Below are 14,798 nucleotides of genomic sequence, written 5' to 3'. Positions count from 1 at the left end.
TTGTCTGGTGATTCAGGGGGCCAGTCTACTACATCAGGTAAATCTGACATGACTGAAATCTACATAGCAGAGCTATCTGCAAGCGTGGCCGTGATAGTCGGCCTTTTTTATTCCCGGAGGAAATGGTGAAGCTCGATAAATTCTACTTCCTTGGAAAGTTCGTATTTGGCTTTGGGATATCAACTGAACTATGGCACACGGAGCGTAAATCAGGCGGCAAGGTTGTGCATTTCATCCATTTTGGTTACACGCCAGACCTTAGCCCTGAGAGAGTATTCAAAGCATCGCTACTGGTGCTGACATTCATATTTTTCACGATGCGGATAGGCATCTGCCGAAAACGCAAAAACATCGATTAACAGGCCTGCAAATAAGCGGGCCTTTTTTATGAGGGTAGGATTATGACTAGCAGAGAAAAATTTGAAGCTTGGATGACTGCTGAGCAGTGGTTTCACGGAAGCGATTTCGAATGGGATGAGCGCCGGAATTGCTATGCGCAATTTGGTATTCACTTGGCATACAAAGCATTTCTAGCAGCAGAAGGTGCAGCAGAGCAAAAACTCACAGACATGGCAGTACAGCTCGCTAACGCCGAGAGCAAGTGCAGGGAGCTGGCGGCGGAGAATGCGGGGCTGAACAAGTTTATCAAAAGTGATTGCTGGATTTGGGATGATAAAAGCGAAGAGTATTTCGATGCTGCTGACTGCATGCCTGAAACCCCAGCCACCGACGCTTTCCTGGCTGAAGTGCGGGCAAGTGCGCGTAATGAGGGTATCAACTATGCCGCCAGCCGCCTTGCTGCTGCATTCAATCATGGTTTCGTTGATAAGCCGCTGGCTGAAGTCTGCGACGTGGTGCGCATGATTCTGGACACCAAAGAAGAACTGGCAAACTCCACGCAGCCAGCTGCTGATGGGATATCTGGCGAGTACGCAGAGAGGTTTCTCGCAGAGTTCGCCGCCCAACTACGCAAAGGAGCCACGCTATGAGCAATGCTATCGATGCACATCTCACCGATGAAGTGATCAACGCCGCATTTGAAAATACCAACTTCGGGCGCGACGACTTTCGCACCATACTGGCTGAAACCGTTATGAAACGAGCCGCTGGTTATCACTCTGGCTGGACGGCGACGACCATTTGTACTCGTCTCAAACTGCTGGGTAAGCATGAGCGCCCAACAAAACTAGGCCTGACGTTTGCCTTTCACCACTACTACCGCCAGAGCGTCCGCGATGCGCTGATGCCAATTCAGGAGACCGCCCAATGACAGCACTCAACAAACAGGCGCTGCATGTTCCTGAGCGCAAAAGACGTGACTGGAGTCAGGCGGTAATGCGAGATTGCGACTTCTGTAGCCAATGGTCACTAACTATTCATCATGAAGATGGCGGATGTATTTGCGCTAGTTGTTGCGATGCCGAATACACATCTGAACTGAAGGGTGCGCTTGAATCGGCGATTGAACGCGCTGAAGCCGCATTGAAGCGCATAGCAGAACTGGAGGCGCGGGAGGTGGCAGTGAAACAATTCGATGACTTCCAGATTGTCCACTATGGCGGTTCTGAGGATTACGCGAAAGGTTATATCGACTGCCAGAACAACTACAACAAAGCGCTTACCGCCGCTGGCATTGGCGTGAAGGGGGAGTGAGATGGCTGACAAATCATCTTTAGAGCGCTTGAAGGCTGCAAACAAAGAGAATCAGAGAATGGTAATGGTGAGCGTCGGAACGCTCAAAGCCGCACGCAGTGAAATTCTGTCCCACGTCTCTGCAAACGGTAAGGGCGTGATGACAGATATCGTTCTCAATCGGATTAATGCTGTTATCGGTAAGGACTAACCCATGAAAACTAACCACCCGGCGCACGGTCCTGTATCACTCGAGCGCCTGCAACAGATAAGCGAAATACTCAGCAAAGCAGCAGCACAAAGTGACGGCGGTAATCTCGGCTACGCAATGGCTGATGCTGTGAAGGTGATTAATTCGGCTATTGCGGCGTTTGGTGCGGAGCCTGTGGCGTGGATAGTTCACGCCCGGGGAGGTGACCAATTGACCAATGATGGCGACTACGTTGCTAACGCCGAGGGTATTGGCGGCATATCCTCAACCCCGCTCTACATCGCACCGCCAGCGCCGGCAGTACCTTTCGCGCTTCCAGTCCAGCACTGGGAGGAACTATGCCGTCAGCATCCTGACATGAGCATTGGTGATGCCATCATTCGCGCTGCATGGTGGAATCACTGCGCAGCCATGCTCAAGCACCAGTCAAGCAATCATACCAGTGATAGCAACGTTTCTGGAGGCGAAATCAAGCAACCATCAAGCAATTCATTCACGGATGAAGACCTAGAAATGATGACGCACGGCGATAACCCGCAATCCAACGCGTATCGTGAGCTACTGGCGTTTCGGCGTAATCATCAGGATAAAGATAAGTGCGAAAAATGGCGTCAGAAGGAAATGTAACGTGGCTAACCTGCAACTGGCGGTAAAGGGTGAATACTTCGACCAAATGAAGGCAGGGGTGAAGAAATTCGAGTATCGGCTGCAAACTGACTACTGGCGAAAACGTCTGGTTAATCGTGACTACGAGCACCTGATTATCACTAAGGGATACCCCCGCGCCGATGATCTGGAACGCCGGATTGATGTGCCGTATTGCGGGTACGTCGAAGAGTCGATTACCCATAAACATTTCGGTGATGCACAGGTCGATGTGTTTGCCATCATAGTGAACGTATAATGAGGCCATGATGAACGAAGTTGATAAGGCATTTCTCCATCGGCAGCTCGTTAAGCTGGGAGACATGATCGGGGAAGGGCTTGCAGATGAGCCTGGCGGTTCATGGATACGCCGTGACTACCGGAAGACACTGAGCGCTCTGGGCATAAAACAGCCACGCCGTCCGAACACCAAGATACCGGATGCCGTGAAAAGCACCATTGATCAGCGCATGGCTTTACGCTGCCAGCAAGAGGAATGCACCGAGTGTAAGCGGCATTCATTGAAGCAAACGCGTTCCGGTTCCATGAGCGCCAGATGTACGTTATGCGGATGCCGCTACAAATTGTTGCGGCGTGATAAAAAATAAACCACACGATAGGATTTTTCATGACTCACACTAATTTTGGTCAAAACGTGCAGGAGGCCTGCATTGTGAACGGCGTCCCGCACAAATCGACATGGGCAGGTTTTCAGGCCAATGGCCTGACTGGGAAAATCTGGTCACATCGCTGCACTTACTGGCGCACCAAGACGCTTAAGCGGGAAGGCAAGGCGACATATACCCACCCTGAAACGTCCATGACGCTGCATTGTGAGCTTATCTCTCTGGAGCGTTATCACGAGCTGACGGAGGGAGGGCAGGCGAAATGGCAGCACTAACGAAGATGTATTGCCCTGAATGCGGAAACAAACGCTGCCCTCACGCAAATGACCATAATTACGCTTGCACCGGCAGTAACGAGCCCGGTCAGGTTGGTAGTCCATATCCATAATCACCACAGCAGCAGTGATGTATAATCCCTCTCAAAGCATCGAGGGGGATTCATCATGTCGGACTGGAACATCGCAGCAAAATCGAAAGAAGAGCAGGACAAGGTAAGTGTTGACCTTGCTGCATCCGGCGTTGCGTACAAAGAGCGACTCAATCAGCCAGTGGTTGCCGAACAGGTAGCGAGAGAACAGCCGGAGCATCTGCGTGACTACTTCATGGAGCGCGTTCGCCATTATCGTGAACTGAGCCTGACGCTGCCGAAAGCATCCGATCCGCGATATCTGGATATGGCTGCGCAGAACGAGAAAAAGTAATCCACATTGACACCCACAAATTACGATTATACTGTATATGTGTACAGTATTTTATTGTGAGGTGTTTATATGGGCTTCCCATCTCCCGCTAATGACTACGTTGAATCATGCCTGACGGTTGATCGCTTATGTCACATGGATGCCAACTGCATAGTCATTGATACGTCATCCGGCTATGCAGTGATTAACCGTGCTCTCAGGGTTAAGCAGGGAGCGCCAATCCTCATCAATCATTGTGGCCGCATTCAGTTTGCAAAGCTAATGGGTGAGGCGCTGATAACGTCAGAAGGCGAGGCTCTGGAAGGGGAATCTCTTGATGATGTTGATGTGATAGGCGTGGTTACGTTCCTCATCAACTCAGCTCTTCAGGAATCCTCTGACCCATCACCGATATAAGTCACGCGCAACGTCAAGCAACATTACTCCCCCTCAAAATTAGTGTTATAATTATGTCGCAGTCGGATTGAGCACCCGGCTGTGACCTCTGCATCTGATTGGGAAATTAGATGCGAAACACAAAGAGTACGACCTACCATATCCCGTCAGCGTTATCTAATGCTGAGGGTTTTCTGCATTCTGCGTTACCTCTCGGAGGTGGCGTATGAAGCAACAATTCCACCTCGTAAATGAATCTGTTAAGCAGAACGCCATCAACTACATCCGTGAGTTGCCGGTCGACGCTAAGCGTCCGCTGATTCTCGACATAAAAGAGATGACCCGCACCGCTCAGCAAAACCGTAAATTATGGCCGCTCTTGAAAGACCTCTCCGATCAGGTTCTCTGGTTCGGCAACAAATACGACTCAGACGACTGGAAAGACTTGATAACCGCAATGGTCGCTAAGTCCAAGAAGCAGGAGCAACGCATGGCTCCCGGTCTGGATGGAGGCATTGTGATGTTCGGGCAGCGTACCAGTAAGATGACCGTCAAGCAGATGGTTGAAGTCATCGAGGCTATCTACTGGTTCGGCACTCAGCAGAACGTCAAATTCAGCGACAAATCCTGCATTGAAATTGAATGGGCAAAGCAGCGGGGTGATCGCAATGCGTAAACCCACCCGCCGCAGCTGCAAAATCTGCAAGACAAAATTCACTGCCACCTACGACAACGTCTGGTGGTGCTGCCCTGAGCATGGCGCTGAATACGCTCTACAGGTTCTGGAGAAGAAGCGAGAAAAACAACTCGTCGACAAACAGAAAGCGGATCGCGTTGCATGGCGCAAACGAAAAGCAGCCGTCAAACCTCTCAGGCATTGGGAAGACGTAACTCAGCGCGTCGTTAATGACTACATCCGTGAGCGCGACCATGATCTGCCATGCATCAGTTGCGGCACGTTAGACACCGTCCAGTGGGAAGCAGGTCACTACCGGTCACGCGGTAAGGCATCACACCTGCGCTATAACGAAGACAATATTAGTAAACAATGTCACCACTGCAATGTGCAGTTGTCTGGCAATCAGCAGCAGTACCGCCTTGGTCTTATCGAGAAAATCGGGGCTGAGCGCGTCGAGGCGCTCGAAAACAACAATACCCCACACCGATACACCATCGAAGAACTCGAAGCCATCAGGAAGCATTACAGCGCTCTGAGGCGTCAACTCGTCAAAACAAGGGAGGCAGCATGACCCGCACCGATATCGACAACTATCAAAAAGCATCGGTACTGCGTGCCGATCCTGAATGCTCATGGATGAAGTTGGCTTCTGTACCGCGCCGCTCATATCTTGGGAAATATCGCCGCCTGACTCCTGCGCAAAGTAGGTGGGTTCGTTCGCTATTAGGACTTTGGGGTAGAGAGTTTGGTGGCAGTGACACCTCATATCTGTCTGGAGGTGGCGGCATGTGGTCAATGATACTCACTGGATGGACAGGTGAGCAGCAGGAGAGGATTACTACTGTGCTCGCCGGTCTCCGCAAGATGGGATATTCAGGAGATCAGCTTATCATGCAGGCAAAAGCTATCATCTGGCCTAAAAAGTCTCTATCTGATTTGATGGGAAATGCTGCTGATGAAGAAGAGGCCGAATTCATGGAGCGGATCATTCTCAAATCCTTCTCAAAAAACAGCATCGTCTACGAAATCGGGAAGGACTATTACACATGGCGTAAGACCATTAACGATATGGCCCGTTGGATGCAGTATCACCACGCACCTTTTTTGACTGAAAAGCAGTGCATCGATCGCGTTCGTTGGTGCATCGAGTTGTTCAATTCTGCTGTCTTCTTCACGTTAATTGCAGAACTTGGCATCGAAAATAAAGAAACTTGCAAAAAAGACTTGAAAACAAGTTTTGAAGATGCATAATTACTGTATGCTCGGACGTCGAAGGCGAAAGAGCGAGGTGGTGAGGAAAAAGAGGCGGCTCTCACCACTGAACCGCCTAGTTGGTATCTTCGGCGCATCGTCTGGTACTCCAACCGTAGAGAGCTGAGAGGTTCTCCAAGACCTGAGTAATCAGGCCGCCATCTGGATGATGGCGTTGTCATTCGATGGCCCTGGGTTAATAGCTCGGGGCTTTTTGCATTCAGGGTCAGAAGCACAGAGGTTGTGCGATCGGCTGTTAACCGATTGGTCGAAGGTTCGAATCCTTCCTGTCCCGCCAAATTTGCCAGTTTAGCTCTAATGGTAGAGCGGTCGCCTTGTAAGCGAATGGGTAGCGGTTCAAGTCCGTTAACTGGCACCAAATCCCAGCCAGGGTATCCAGCCAAAGAGCTGACATTGCTAGACCCTCATATTGCCCACGCGCCGTGGGCTTTTTTATTCAGGCCGCAGACAATCAATCAAAGATGCCACGTAGCTATCAGTGCCTGACGGCCTCCCACACTACAAACACAGCACCCCGTTTCTTCGGAGGTGATATGGCAAAACGTATGAATGACGACCACAAAATTGTAGGCCTGTCCTGGCTAGTTCTGCTCGGCATTGCATGCTGGGGCGGTTTGGTTCGCTACCTGATTGACGTTAAGCAGAATAAAGCAACATGGAGCTGGATTAACGCTCTCGCGCAGATCGCTGTCTCCGGCTTTACCGGCCTGATTGGTGGATTGATAAGCGTGGAGAGCGGCCTGAGTTTTCACATGATTCTGGTCACGTCCGGCATTAGCGGAGCGATGGGATCCGTTGCTCTTACGTATTTCTGGGAACGCCTGACGGGGATGAAGAATGCAAACCAATAACTTTAAATTCTCCCAGCGCAGTGAGACAAACCTGAAAGGTGTCAATCCTGATCTGGTGAGAGTTATCCGCCGAGCTCTTGAATTGACCCCGGTCGACTTCATCGTTATCGAAGGTCTGAGAACGCAAGCCAGACAGAAAGAACTAGTTGCCACTGGAAAGTCACAGACGATGAACAGCCGCCACCTGAGCGGTCATGCTGTCGATATCATCCCGGTAAACACCACCTGGAAGATTGAGGAGTTCAAACCTCTGCTCAAAGCGGTTAAACAGGCTGCTGATGAGCAAGGTCTGAAACTCCGCTTCGGCATCAACTGGAAGAATGACCCGTCGCTACCGATTGAAACAAAATTCATCGACGCGCCTCACGTTGAGATCCCAGCATGAACATCAGCCTGAAGTCGCTGATTGTGCCGGGTGTGATTCTCCTGCTAGCGCTGACCTCATGGCTATCTTACGGAAGTTACCAGAGTGAGAAGAAACGGGCTGATGATGCCGAGCTTTCAGCAACCAGTGCGGTAACCATCACCGATAACGTTCTGCGCACCATCAAAATCACCAACATCGTTCTGGAGACCAACCAGTATGCTAAACAGCAGATCGCACTGGAGTCACAGAGAGCCCAGGCAGATATCAAAGTGGCTGTTGCGGATGATGATTGTGCTCATCGGCCTGTGCCTGTTGCAGCTGCTGATCGGCTGCGGCAATACGCGGACAGTTTACGTACAGGTTCCGGTGGTGCCACTTCCGGCAAACCTGACTTCTGACACGCCTCAGCCAGTCATTCCAGATCCGCTGACCTATGGGGCCAGTCTGGATCTGAACGTCAGCCTGCTATCAGCGCTGGGGCAGTGCAACCGGGATAAGGCTGATATCAGGCAGGCCGAGAAGCAACGAGTCTCGCAGTAGAACGATTATTTATAAAATTCTGCAAATGGTGTCAGTAAAGCGCCATTGACAGAGATTTATATAGGTTTTGAATGGCGGAGTTCTCCGTTATGCCGGGGCTGTATCTAATCCACCCAGCTTATTATTCTGTATGGGTCACCTACCTTAATGAGAGACCATGAAATTTCAGCTTGCTAAGCTTTACCGTGGGGATCACTTCTGTGGCTTCGGTATCGCTGTTAACGGTCAACTACTCGATAGACTGGCATCTGTCATAATTAATACCGAGCCAAATATAATTCCCACGGCAACTGCAGTATTCAATCTGGATAAAAGCACCGTTGAAAACCAGGTGGTAATTAATCTTGATGACCCGGGCGCTCGAATTAATTTCGAAAGCAAACCTTCGGATGAGGTATTCGAAAAAATTAAAAATGCAGCATATGAAGGCGCTGAGAAGGGCTACCGGAATGCAGTAAAAAGAATTCTTTGAGGGGTTCTATGGCTTCTGATTCACCGTGGCATAGCCTATACAACACCAAGCGGTGGTACCGTCTTCGCTACCACCAACTACAAAAGCAACCACTATGTGAGTTTCATCTCCGGCGTAACCAGGTGGTATCTGCTTCCATTGTTGACCACGTAACCCCACATAAGGGCGATGAAACACTCTTCCATGACCCGGACAACCTTCAGTCGTTATGCAAGCGCTGCCACGACTCGGTAAAGCAACGCATGGAGAAGGGCGGAACGGTTACAGAGTTCGATAATGAAGGTCGGGTTATCTGGTAACAGCAGAGCAACTGACATCGCCCTCGGTGTCGGCGAACGACTGACACCCAGCACCCTTTCCAACGGAAACCTGTGGATCATCGAGAAATGATAGCGTTTCTCATTATCAGCCAGAGAAGGCGGGGGGTGGGGTAAAACTCTGGCGGCAATCTTCAAAAGACCGCGCCCTCAACTCTTTTTTTAAAAACGTCCAGAAAAAAAGGAAAAACCGATGGCACAGCGAGGCAGAAAGTCTCTGGCTGCGACGTCTGCTGTCTCGTTGCCGGCACTGGCTGAAAGCAGGCTGCAGCCGTCCATTCATCTGAGCGATCCGGAAATTAATGTATGGGTAAGGCTCGTTAATGACAATCCAGCCAGTTCATTCACTGAAACTCATCGAGACATGATGGAGATGTACTGCCGCCATGTTGTTCAGGCCAGAATAATCACCACTCAGCTTGAAGAGTTTGAACTGGAGTGGCTATCGCGCGAGGACGGACTTAAGCGGTACGACAAGCTTCTTGCCATGCGCGAGCGTGAAGTGCGCTCGGCATCTTCACTGGCAACACGTTTAAGGATCACCCGCCAGGCTACTGCCGACCCAAAAACAGTTGGCCGCGCGCACAACAATCTGGCTCGGGAGAAAAAACCCTGGGAAATTGATTAAGGCTCTTTGATGGCAAAAAAAAATCTGACAAGAGCCGAGAGAAATATTCTCTGGTGCGAAAGAAATATTGTTATTCCTGAAGGAAAGTTCGTTGGCCAGCCACTGAAAATGGCTGAGTTCATGAAGGATGATTTTAGAGCTATATTCGATAACAAGCATGGCACACGTCGCGCAATTATCAGCCGTGGGCGAAAGAACGCCAAAACGGTAGAGACCGCCATGCTGATGCTGCTCTACCTGGTGGGGCCGGAGGCGGCGCCGAACTCGCAGCTGTATTCTGCCGCACGCTCGCGTGACCAGGCGGCCATTCTGTTTAACCTGGCCTCCAAGATGTGCCGGATGAATCCGGTGCTCATGCAGTATGTGGCGATAAAGGACTCGGCGAAAGAAATTCACTGCCCCGAACTGGGTTCTTATTATCGGGCGCTGAGTGCAGAGGCCACGACTGCCTATGGTTTCTCGCCTCGATTTGTCGCGCATGATGAACTGGGGCAGGTTCGTGGGACCCGTGATCCCCTTTATGAAGCACTGGAAACTGCGACTGCTGCTCAGGATAACCCTATCTCGGTGATTATCAGCACTCAGGCGCCCGATGCGAGCGATCTACTCAGCCTGCTGATTGATGATGGACTGACCGGTGCTGACCCGCGCACGGTGGTCCGTCTACAGACGGCCCCGGAAGATATCGATCCTTTCTCCGTTGACGCCATAAGGCTGGCAAACCCGGCCTTCGATGTGTTTATGAACCAGAAAGAAGTGCTTGATATGGCCGCCAGCGCGAAGCGCCTCCCGTCACGACAGGCTGAGTTTGAGAACCTTGTGCTGAATCGCAGGGTTGAAGCTAAAAGTCCTTTCGTCAGTCAGACAGTTTGGCACATGAATAAAGAAGAACCCGGCGAACTGGCAGGGGCTACCGTCTGGGGCGGGCTGGACCTTTCCAGTGTCTCGGACCTTACCGCACTGGTACTCAACACAACCCAGGGTGATGTGCACTGTAAGTTCTGGCTACCTGAAGAGGGGCTGGCGGACAAGGCGCGTAACGATCGAGTGCCTTATGACATCTGGGCCAGGCAGGGTTTTCTCAATACGACACCCGGAAAGGCCATTGAATATGCATTTATTGCGCGCGAACTGCGGCGCGTTTTCGACATTTGCAATGTCAGGGCGCTGGCGTTCGACCGTTACAACATGCGTTTCCTTCGCCCACATCTAATAGACGCAGGATTCACGGAAACTGAGCTCGAGCGGTTCGTGGAATTCGGACAGGGCTTTGTCTCCATGTCACCTGCGCTGAGGGAGCTGGAAGCCAAGCTACTCGGAGCGCAGCTTAAACATGGCAACCATCCGATCCTCGAAATGTGCGCCAAAAACGCCACGGTTATTTCTGATCCCGCCGGAAACCGAAAGTTTGTGAAAGGTAAATCAAGCGGGCGTATCGATGGAATGGTTGCTCTGGCGATGTCAATCGGCGCCCAGACGAGTGATGAGGTGGAGGATCCAGGCGACGTCAATGATTTCATTTATAACTTCTTGAGCGTGTAAAAATGGCAGATACCGATTACAGCATTGACCTGCGAACGCGATCGCCATTCTGGTCGCGCATGGCCTCCATCCTGACAGGGGGCCGCCTTGTGACGCCTGACAAGGGCTCGCAGATGGCAGGAACGTCCGCGCACGGTGTAGTTGGCGACTCCGTAGTGACTGACGAGCGAAATATGCAAATCAGCACTGTGTGGGCATGCATCAGGCTTATCTCTACCGTGACCGCATCATTACCCCTTGATGTCTACCAGACCAAAGACAATCAGAGAAGCAAGGTACCTGGCACACACCCTCTCGCGAGGTTACTGCGCTTCCGTCCCAACAATTTCATGACCGCGCTGGAGTTTCGTGAGGCCATGACCATGCAGCTTTGTGCTTATGGAAACGCCTACGCGCATGTGGAGCGAAACAGCGTCGGCGACGTTATCAGCATGGTTCCGCTGATGAGCGCCAATATGGAAGTGCGGCTCAGTGAAAACGGCAAAACCATTATCTACCGCTATCGCCGTGACACGGAATACGCCAACTTTTCACAGAAAGAAATTTTCCATCTTAAGGGATTTGGCTTCAACGGACTGACCGGCCTGTCTCCGCTGGCGTTCAGCGCGAAGTCTGCAGGTGTCGCCATTGCCATGGAAGACAATCAGCGTGAGTTTTTCGCAAACGGCGCGAAGTCTCCTCAGATCCTGATGACCGATGGCAAGGTGCTTACCAAAGAGCAGCGTGGACAGCTGGAGGAAAACTTCAAGGAGATTGCTGGCGGCCCGGTTAAAAAGCGCCTCTGGATCCTGGAGAGCGGTTTTACGACTCAAGCCATTGGTGTCTCTCCTCAGGACTCGGAAATTCTGGCCGCGCGAAAGTTTCAGGTTGCCGAGCTGGCGCGGTTCTATGGTGTGCCGCCGCACCTGGTCGGTGATGTGGAAAAAACAACATCGTGGGGCTCGGGGATTGAGCAGCAAAACCTGGGCTTTCTCCAGTACACACTCAAACCCTATCTCGATCGGTGGGAGTACAGCATTGAACGCTGGCTGGTTAAAGAGTCAGAACAGGGCGTGATTCACGCCGAGCATAACCTCGACGGGCTGTTGCGCGGTGATTCAACAAGCCGGGCATCATTTATGCAAATCATGGTCAATACCGGGATTCGCACCGTTAACGAGGTACGGCGCCTGGATAACCTGCCGCCGCTTCCCGGAGGCGATGTGGCGACACGTCAGTCGCAGAACGTACCCATTACCGATCTCGGATCAAACAAAGAGCCCCGCAATGCCGGGGCTTAATTTTTATGGGGGCTATGATGCCTGATATTCAGAAGACGCTGGCTTTCGACCAGACCGAAATCAAATTCATCGGCGACGGCAGCAAAGGAACGTTTGAAGGTTATGCCTCGGTATTTAATAACACCGACTCCGATGGCGATATTATTTTGCCTGGAGCATTCGCAGGTGTAGTGGCCAATCAGAGCCGTAAGGTTGCGATGTTCTTTAATCACCAGACGCGAGCTATCCCGGTCGGCAAATGGGATGCCATGCAAGAAGACGAAAAAGGTTTGTTTGTCCGTGGGCAGCTTACCCCAGGCCTTAGTTTGGCTGAAGACCTGAAGGCTGCCATGCAACATGGCACCGTTGATGGGATGTCGGTGGGATTCTCCGTCGGCCCTGATGATTACACCGTTGGCTCGTCCGGCCTCATCTTCAAAAACATTTCTTACCTCCGGGAAATCAGTGTCTGTACATTCCCGGCGAACGAGCTGGCGGGTATCACCGCCATGAAGTGCATCGACAGTATCAAAACCATTCGTGACGCGGAAGCCTGGCTGAGGGATTCAGTCGGTTTAACGCGCGCAGAAGCGCAGGCATTTATTGCCCGCGTGAAGTCCGCAGGCCGGAGCGAGTCCGGTAGCGGCGACATTGACGCGCTGGCACAGCGCATAACTTCATTTGCCGCTAATCTGCGGAATGCATAACGGAGTACCACATGTCTGAATTAGCAACCCTCGAAAAAGCGATTGAGAATTCACAGAAAGAAGTGAAAGAACTCATCGAAGAGCAGCGTAAATCCATCAACCAGAACGGCGAAATTAACAAGCAGCTTCAGGCCGATCTGACCAAAGCACAGGAAGAACTGAAGTCTACCGGCACCCGCCTGTTCGATCTTGAGCAGAAACTTGCCGGAAACTCTCCGGATCAGGCTGCGCAAAAGTCCTTTGCTGAGCGCGTATCCGAAGACCTGATGAAAGGCTGGGACGGCTCCCGTACCAAAGCGAAAGTCACCAGTTTCGATAAGGCGATCGGTTCTGGCGCTGCATCCGCCGGTGTGCTTGTACAGCCCCAGCAGGTACCTGGTATTCTGATGCCGGGCCTGCGTCGCCTGACCGTTCGTGACCTGCTGGCACAAGGGCGCATCACCAGTAACGCGCTGGAATATGTGCGTGAAAATGTGTTTACCAACGCCGCCGCACCGGTTGCTGAAGGCACCCTCAAACCAGAGAGTAATATCACGTTCACCAAAGAAACGGCGAATGTCAAAACCATTGCCCACTGGATCCAGGCATCACGCCAGATTATGGATGACGCCCCGGCGCTGCAGTCCTATATCAACTCCCGCATGATGTACGGTCTCGCGCTGGTGGAAGAGAATCAAATGCTTAACGGTGATGGCACCGGCGACAACCTCCAGGGGTTGAACGTGGTGGCGAACGAATACGAAACCGCACTTAACGCGACCGGGGATACTGGTGCTGATGTTCTGGCGCATGCCATCTACCAGGTGTCACTAAGTGAGTTCGAAGCCGACGGCATCATCCTCAACCCGGCTGACTGGCATCGCATCGCATTGCTGAAGGACGCCAATGGCAATTACATCCTCGGCGGCCCGCAGGCGTTTGCCTCGAAAGTGCTCTGGGGTCTGCCGGTTGTATCAACCACAGCGCAGACGGCAGGAAAGTTCACCGTTGGTGCATTTGGCCTGGCGTCTCAGGTGTGGGACCGCATGGATGCCACTATCGAGATCAGTAACCAGGATCGCGATAACTTCGTTAAAAACATGCTGACCATTCTGTGCGAAGAGCGTCTGGCTCTGGCGCACTACCGTCCCGCAGCTATCGTGACTGGCGATATTGCGATTTCTTCCGGCGAATAACAGCAGGGCGCGGTCAGAAATGGCCGCGTTTACGATATGAAAATTAAAGCTCTCCGTATGTTCTCACATTACCACCTCGGAACTGTATCCCAGGGCGAGAGCCGGGTGGTGAAGAAAGAGATCGGCGACGTGCTGGTGAAACTGCGCCTTGCCGAAGAGATTGAGCCCGAAAAGGCGGAAACTTCCGTTCCTGAACAACCTGTAAAAGCTAAATCCGGGGGTAAAGGTGGAAATAAGCGCGGAGCAGATGGCGCTGATAAAGACGCATCTGAGGGTTGACAGCGACGCCGAAGATTCGCTCATCACTGCCTACGCTTCAGCGGCCATCGATTACGTTGAATTGTTCTGCGACGGCGCGCTGGTAGAAGCGTTGACGCCGCCAGCGGAAGGTGAGGCTTCTCCCCGTGAGATTCTTTTTACACCCGGCATCTGGGCGGCAATTCTATTGCTTATTGGCCACTGGTATGCGAACCGCGAAGCAGCAGCGCAAAATCTCACGGACATGCCGTTGGGCGTTGAGGCCTTGTTGATAAGACACCGGAGGTGGCACTGATGGCATGTTCCGGATGCGCCGCCCGACGTGAGTGGCTTAAAAAGTGGATGAAAATCGCCTATGAACGAGCAACAGGTAAACCAACTGCTGGCAGCAATGGCAGCCCAGACCGCAGCAATGAACCGCCTGGCGGAGTCAAATGAAGCCATGGTTGCTTTGCTTTATGAGTCCCTGGCTGATGACATCGAAACGACAACGCTCGATTCACCAGTGGCGACATACCTCAGCGGCAAGCCCAGGGGGTAG

Annotated in this window: 27 protein-coding genes, 2 tRNA genes and 1 pseudogene; all 30 read left to right on the top strand. The window is 51.9% G+C overall.

Translation table 11 applies throughout. The features are described 5' to 3' along the window. Positions 1 to 122 precede the first annotated feature (122 nt). The 30 genes and pseudogenes from FDX14_RS16630 to FDX14_RS16485 all read left to right on the top strand — a co-directional run bounded on the left by FDX14_RS16630 (position 123) and on the right by FDX14_RS16485 (position 14,798). Positions 123 to 359, top strand: coding sequence for a hypothetical protein (locus tag FDX14_RS16630; protein ID WP_137349885.1), 237 nt, complete (start codon positions 123 to 125; stop codon positions 357 to 359). Positions 360 to 569: 210 nt separating this feature from the next. Beyond that, positions 570 to 989 carry a hypothetical protein gene (locus FDX14_RS16625; RefSeq protein WP_137349892.1) on the top strand — a complete coding sequence of 140 codons (420 nt, stop codon included), beginning with the start codon at positions 570 to 572 and terminating at the stop codon, positions 987 to 989. After that, complete coding sequence (locus FDX14_RS16620) at positions 986 to 1,270, top strand: hypothetical protein (protein ID WP_137349884.1); 285 nt, start codon at positions 986 to 988, stop codon at positions 1,268 to 1,270. Before FDX14_RS16625 ends, FDX14_RS16620 begins: the two co-directional genes overlap by 4 nt. Next, positions 1,267 to 1,653: a hypothetical protein gene (locus FDX14_RS16615; protein WP_137349883.1), complete on the top strand. Its 387-nt coding sequence runs from the start codon at positions 1,267 to 1,269 to the stop codon at positions 1,651 to 1,653. The genes FDX14_RS16620 and FDX14_RS16615 overlap by 4 nt, the downstream gene beginning before the upstream one ends. Position 1,654: 1 nt before the next feature. Further along, complete coding sequence (locus FDX14_RS16610) at positions 1,655 to 1,843, top strand: hypothetical protein (RefSeq protein ID WP_137349882.1); 189 nt, start codon at positions 1,655 to 1,657, stop codon at positions 1,841 to 1,843. Positions 1,844 to 1,846: 3 nt separating this feature from the next. Continuing rightward, the gene (locus tag FDX14_RS16605; protein WP_137349881.1) at positions 1,847 to 2,470 is read left to right on the top strand and encodes a hypothetical protein; all 624 of its coding nucleotides are present in this window, start codon (positions 1,847 to 1,849) and stop codon (positions 2,468 to 2,470) included. 1 nt (position 2,471) lies between these two features. Continuing rightward, positions 2,472 to 2,747: an ASCH domain-containing protein gene (locus FDX14_RS16600; protein WP_137349880.1), complete on the top strand. Its 276-nt coding sequence runs from the start codon at positions 2,472 to 2,474 to the stop codon at positions 2,745 to 2,747. 7 nt (positions 2,748 to 2,754) lie between these two features. Further along, positions 2,755 to 3,096, top strand: coding sequence for a hypothetical protein (locus FDX14_RS16595; RefSeq protein WP_137349879.1), 342 nt, complete (start codon positions 2,755 to 2,757; stop codon positions 3,094 to 3,096). A 20-nt stretch (positions 3,097 to 3,116) separates the two neighbouring features. Next, a complete protein-coding gene (locus tag FDX14_RS16590; protein ID WP_137349878.1) occupies positions 3,117 to 3,389 on the top strand; it encodes a hypothetical protein in 273 nt (90 codons plus the stop codon). Between the two features lie 168 nt (positions 3,390 to 3,557). Then, the gene (locus tag FDX14_RS16585) at positions 3,558 to 3,815 is read left to right on the top strand and encodes a DNA polymerase III subunit theta (protein ID WP_137349877.1); all 258 of its coding nucleotides are present in this window, start codon (positions 3,558 to 3,560) and stop codon (positions 3,813 to 3,815) included. 69 nt (positions 3,816 to 3,884) lie between these two features. Further along, positions 3,885 to 4,211: a hypothetical protein gene (locus FDX14_RS16580; RefSeq protein ID WP_137349876.1), complete on the top strand. Its 327-nt coding sequence runs from the start codon at positions 3,885 to 3,887 to the stop codon at positions 4,209 to 4,211. Between the two features lie 205 nt (positions 4,212 to 4,416). Then, a complete protein-coding gene (locus tag FDX14_RS16575) occupies positions 4,417 to 4,866 on the top strand; it encodes a recombination protein NinB (protein ID WP_137349875.1) in 450 nt (149 codons plus the stop codon). Then, positions 4,859 to 5,440 (top strand): recombination protein NinG, encoded by a 582-nt coding sequence (locus FDX14_RS16570; RefSeq protein WP_137349874.1) that lies wholly within the window; start codon positions 4,859 to 4,861, stop codon positions 5,438 to 5,440. Before FDX14_RS16575 ends, FDX14_RS16570 begins: the two co-directional genes overlap by 8 nt. Beyond that, positions 5,437 to 6,120, top strand: coding sequence for a DUF1133 family protein (locus FDX14_RS16565; RefSeq protein ID WP_137349873.1), 684 nt, complete (start codon positions 5,437 to 5,439; stop codon positions 6,118 to 6,120). Before FDX14_RS16570 ends, FDX14_RS16565 begins: the two co-directional genes overlap by 4 nt. 223 nt (positions 6,121 to 6,343) lie before the next feature. Next, positions 6,344 to 6,418 (top strand) — tRNA-Asn (locus FDX14_RS16560). Between the two features lie 5 nt (positions 6,419 to 6,423). Then, positions 6,424 to 6,499, top strand: a tRNA-Thr gene (locus FDX14_RS16555). Between the two features lie 187 nt (positions 6,500 to 6,686). Further along, positions 6,687 to 6,992, top strand: coding sequence for a phage holin family protein (locus tag FDX14_RS16550; RefSeq protein WP_001472851.1), 306 nt, complete (start codon positions 6,687 to 6,689; stop codon positions 6,990 to 6,992). Continuing rightward, positions 6,979 to 7,377 (top strand): M15 family metallopeptidase, encoded by a 399-nt coding sequence (locus FDX14_RS16545; protein WP_137349872.1) that lies wholly within the window; start codon positions 6,979 to 6,981, stop codon positions 7,375 to 7,377. Before FDX14_RS16550 ends, FDX14_RS16545 begins: the two co-directional genes overlap by 14 nt. Next, positions 7,374 to 7,637, top strand: a pseudogene (locus FDX14_RS16540) (DUF2570 domain-containing protein); the annotation flags it as partial. The gene FDX14_RS16545 and the pseudogene FDX14_RS16540, both read left to right, overlap by 4 nt. Further along, positions 7,576 to 7,899, top strand: a complete 324-nt coding sequence (gene lysC, locus FDX14_RS25480; RefSeq protein WP_502704210.1) for an Rz1-like lysis system protein LysC — start codon at positions 7,576 to 7,578, stop codon at positions 7,897 to 7,899. The pseudogene FDX14_RS16540 and the gene lysC, both read left to right, overlap by 62 nt. Before the next feature lie 157 nt (positions 7,900 to 8,056). Continuing rightward, the gene (locus FDX14_RS16530; protein ID WP_137349869.1) at positions 8,057 to 8,371 is read left to right on the top strand and encodes a hypothetical protein; all 315 of its coding nucleotides are present in this window, start codon (positions 8,057 to 8,059) and stop codon (positions 8,369 to 8,371) included. A gap of 8 nt (positions 8,372 to 8,379) precedes the next feature. Beyond that, on the top strand, positions 8,380 to 8,670 hold the full coding sequence (locus FDX14_RS16525; RefSeq protein WP_137349868.1) for an HNH endonuclease: 291 nt from the start codon (positions 8,380 to 8,382) through the stop codon (positions 8,668 to 8,670). Between the two features lie 211 nt (positions 8,671 to 8,881). Continuing rightward, positions 8,882 to 9,316 carry a hypothetical protein gene (locus tag FDX14_RS16520; RefSeq protein ID WP_097475620.1) on the top strand — a complete coding sequence of 145 codons (435 nt, stop codon included), beginning with the start codon at positions 8,882 to 8,884 and terminating at the stop codon, positions 9,314 to 9,316. 9 nt (positions 9,317 to 9,325) lie between these two features. Next, positions 9,326 to 10,858: a terminase large subunit gene (locus FDX14_RS16515; protein ID WP_137349867.1), complete on the top strand. Its 1,533-nt coding sequence runs from the start codon at positions 9,326 to 9,328 to the stop codon at positions 10,856 to 10,858. Between the two features lie 2 nt (positions 10,859 to 10,860). Beyond that, on the top strand, positions 10,861 to 12,138 hold the full coding sequence (locus FDX14_RS16510) for a phage portal protein (RefSeq protein ID WP_137349866.1): 1,278 nt from the start codon (positions 10,861 to 10,863) through the stop codon (positions 12,136 to 12,138). A 17-nt stretch (positions 12,139 to 12,155) separates the two neighbouring features. Beyond that, positions 12,156 to 12,824 (top strand): HK97 family phage prohead protease, encoded by a 669-nt coding sequence (locus tag FDX14_RS16505; protein WP_252182538.1) that lies wholly within the window; start codon positions 12,156 to 12,158, stop codon positions 12,822 to 12,824. An 11-nt stretch (positions 12,825 to 12,835) separates the two neighbouring features. Then, complete coding sequence (locus FDX14_RS16500) at positions 12,836 to 13,999, top strand: phage major capsid protein (RefSeq protein ID WP_137349864.1); 1,164 nt, start codon at positions 12,836 to 12,838, stop codon at positions 13,997 to 13,999. A 36-nt stretch (positions 14,000 to 14,035) separates the two neighbouring features. Continuing rightward, positions 14,036 to 14,278, top strand: a complete 243-nt coding sequence (locus tag FDX14_RS16495) for a hypothetical protein (protein WP_137349863.1) — start codon at positions 14,036 to 14,038, stop codon at positions 14,276 to 14,278. Next, complete coding sequence (locus tag FDX14_RS16490; RefSeq protein ID WP_252182536.1) at positions 14,247 to 14,552, top strand: head-tail connector protein; 306 nt, start codon at positions 14,247 to 14,249, stop codon at positions 14,550 to 14,552. The genes FDX14_RS16495 and FDX14_RS16490 overlap by 32 nt, the downstream gene beginning before the upstream one ends. Before the next feature lie 60 nt (positions 14,553 to 14,612). Continuing rightward, positions 14,613 to 14,798 (top strand): hypothetical protein, encoded by a 186-nt coding sequence (locus FDX14_RS16485; RefSeq protein ID WP_113857613.1) that lies wholly within the window; start codon positions 14,613 to 14,615, stop codon positions 14,796 to 14,798.

Source organism: Citrobacter sp. wls710 (assembly GCF_005281115.1).
GTDB lineage: Bacteria > Pseudomonadota > Gammaproteobacteria > Enterobacterales > Enterobacteriaceae > Citrobacter > Citrobacter werkmanii.
The sequence above is the reverse complement of the archived record's forward strand: the minus strand, read 5'-3'. Positions and strand labels throughout refer to the sequence as shown.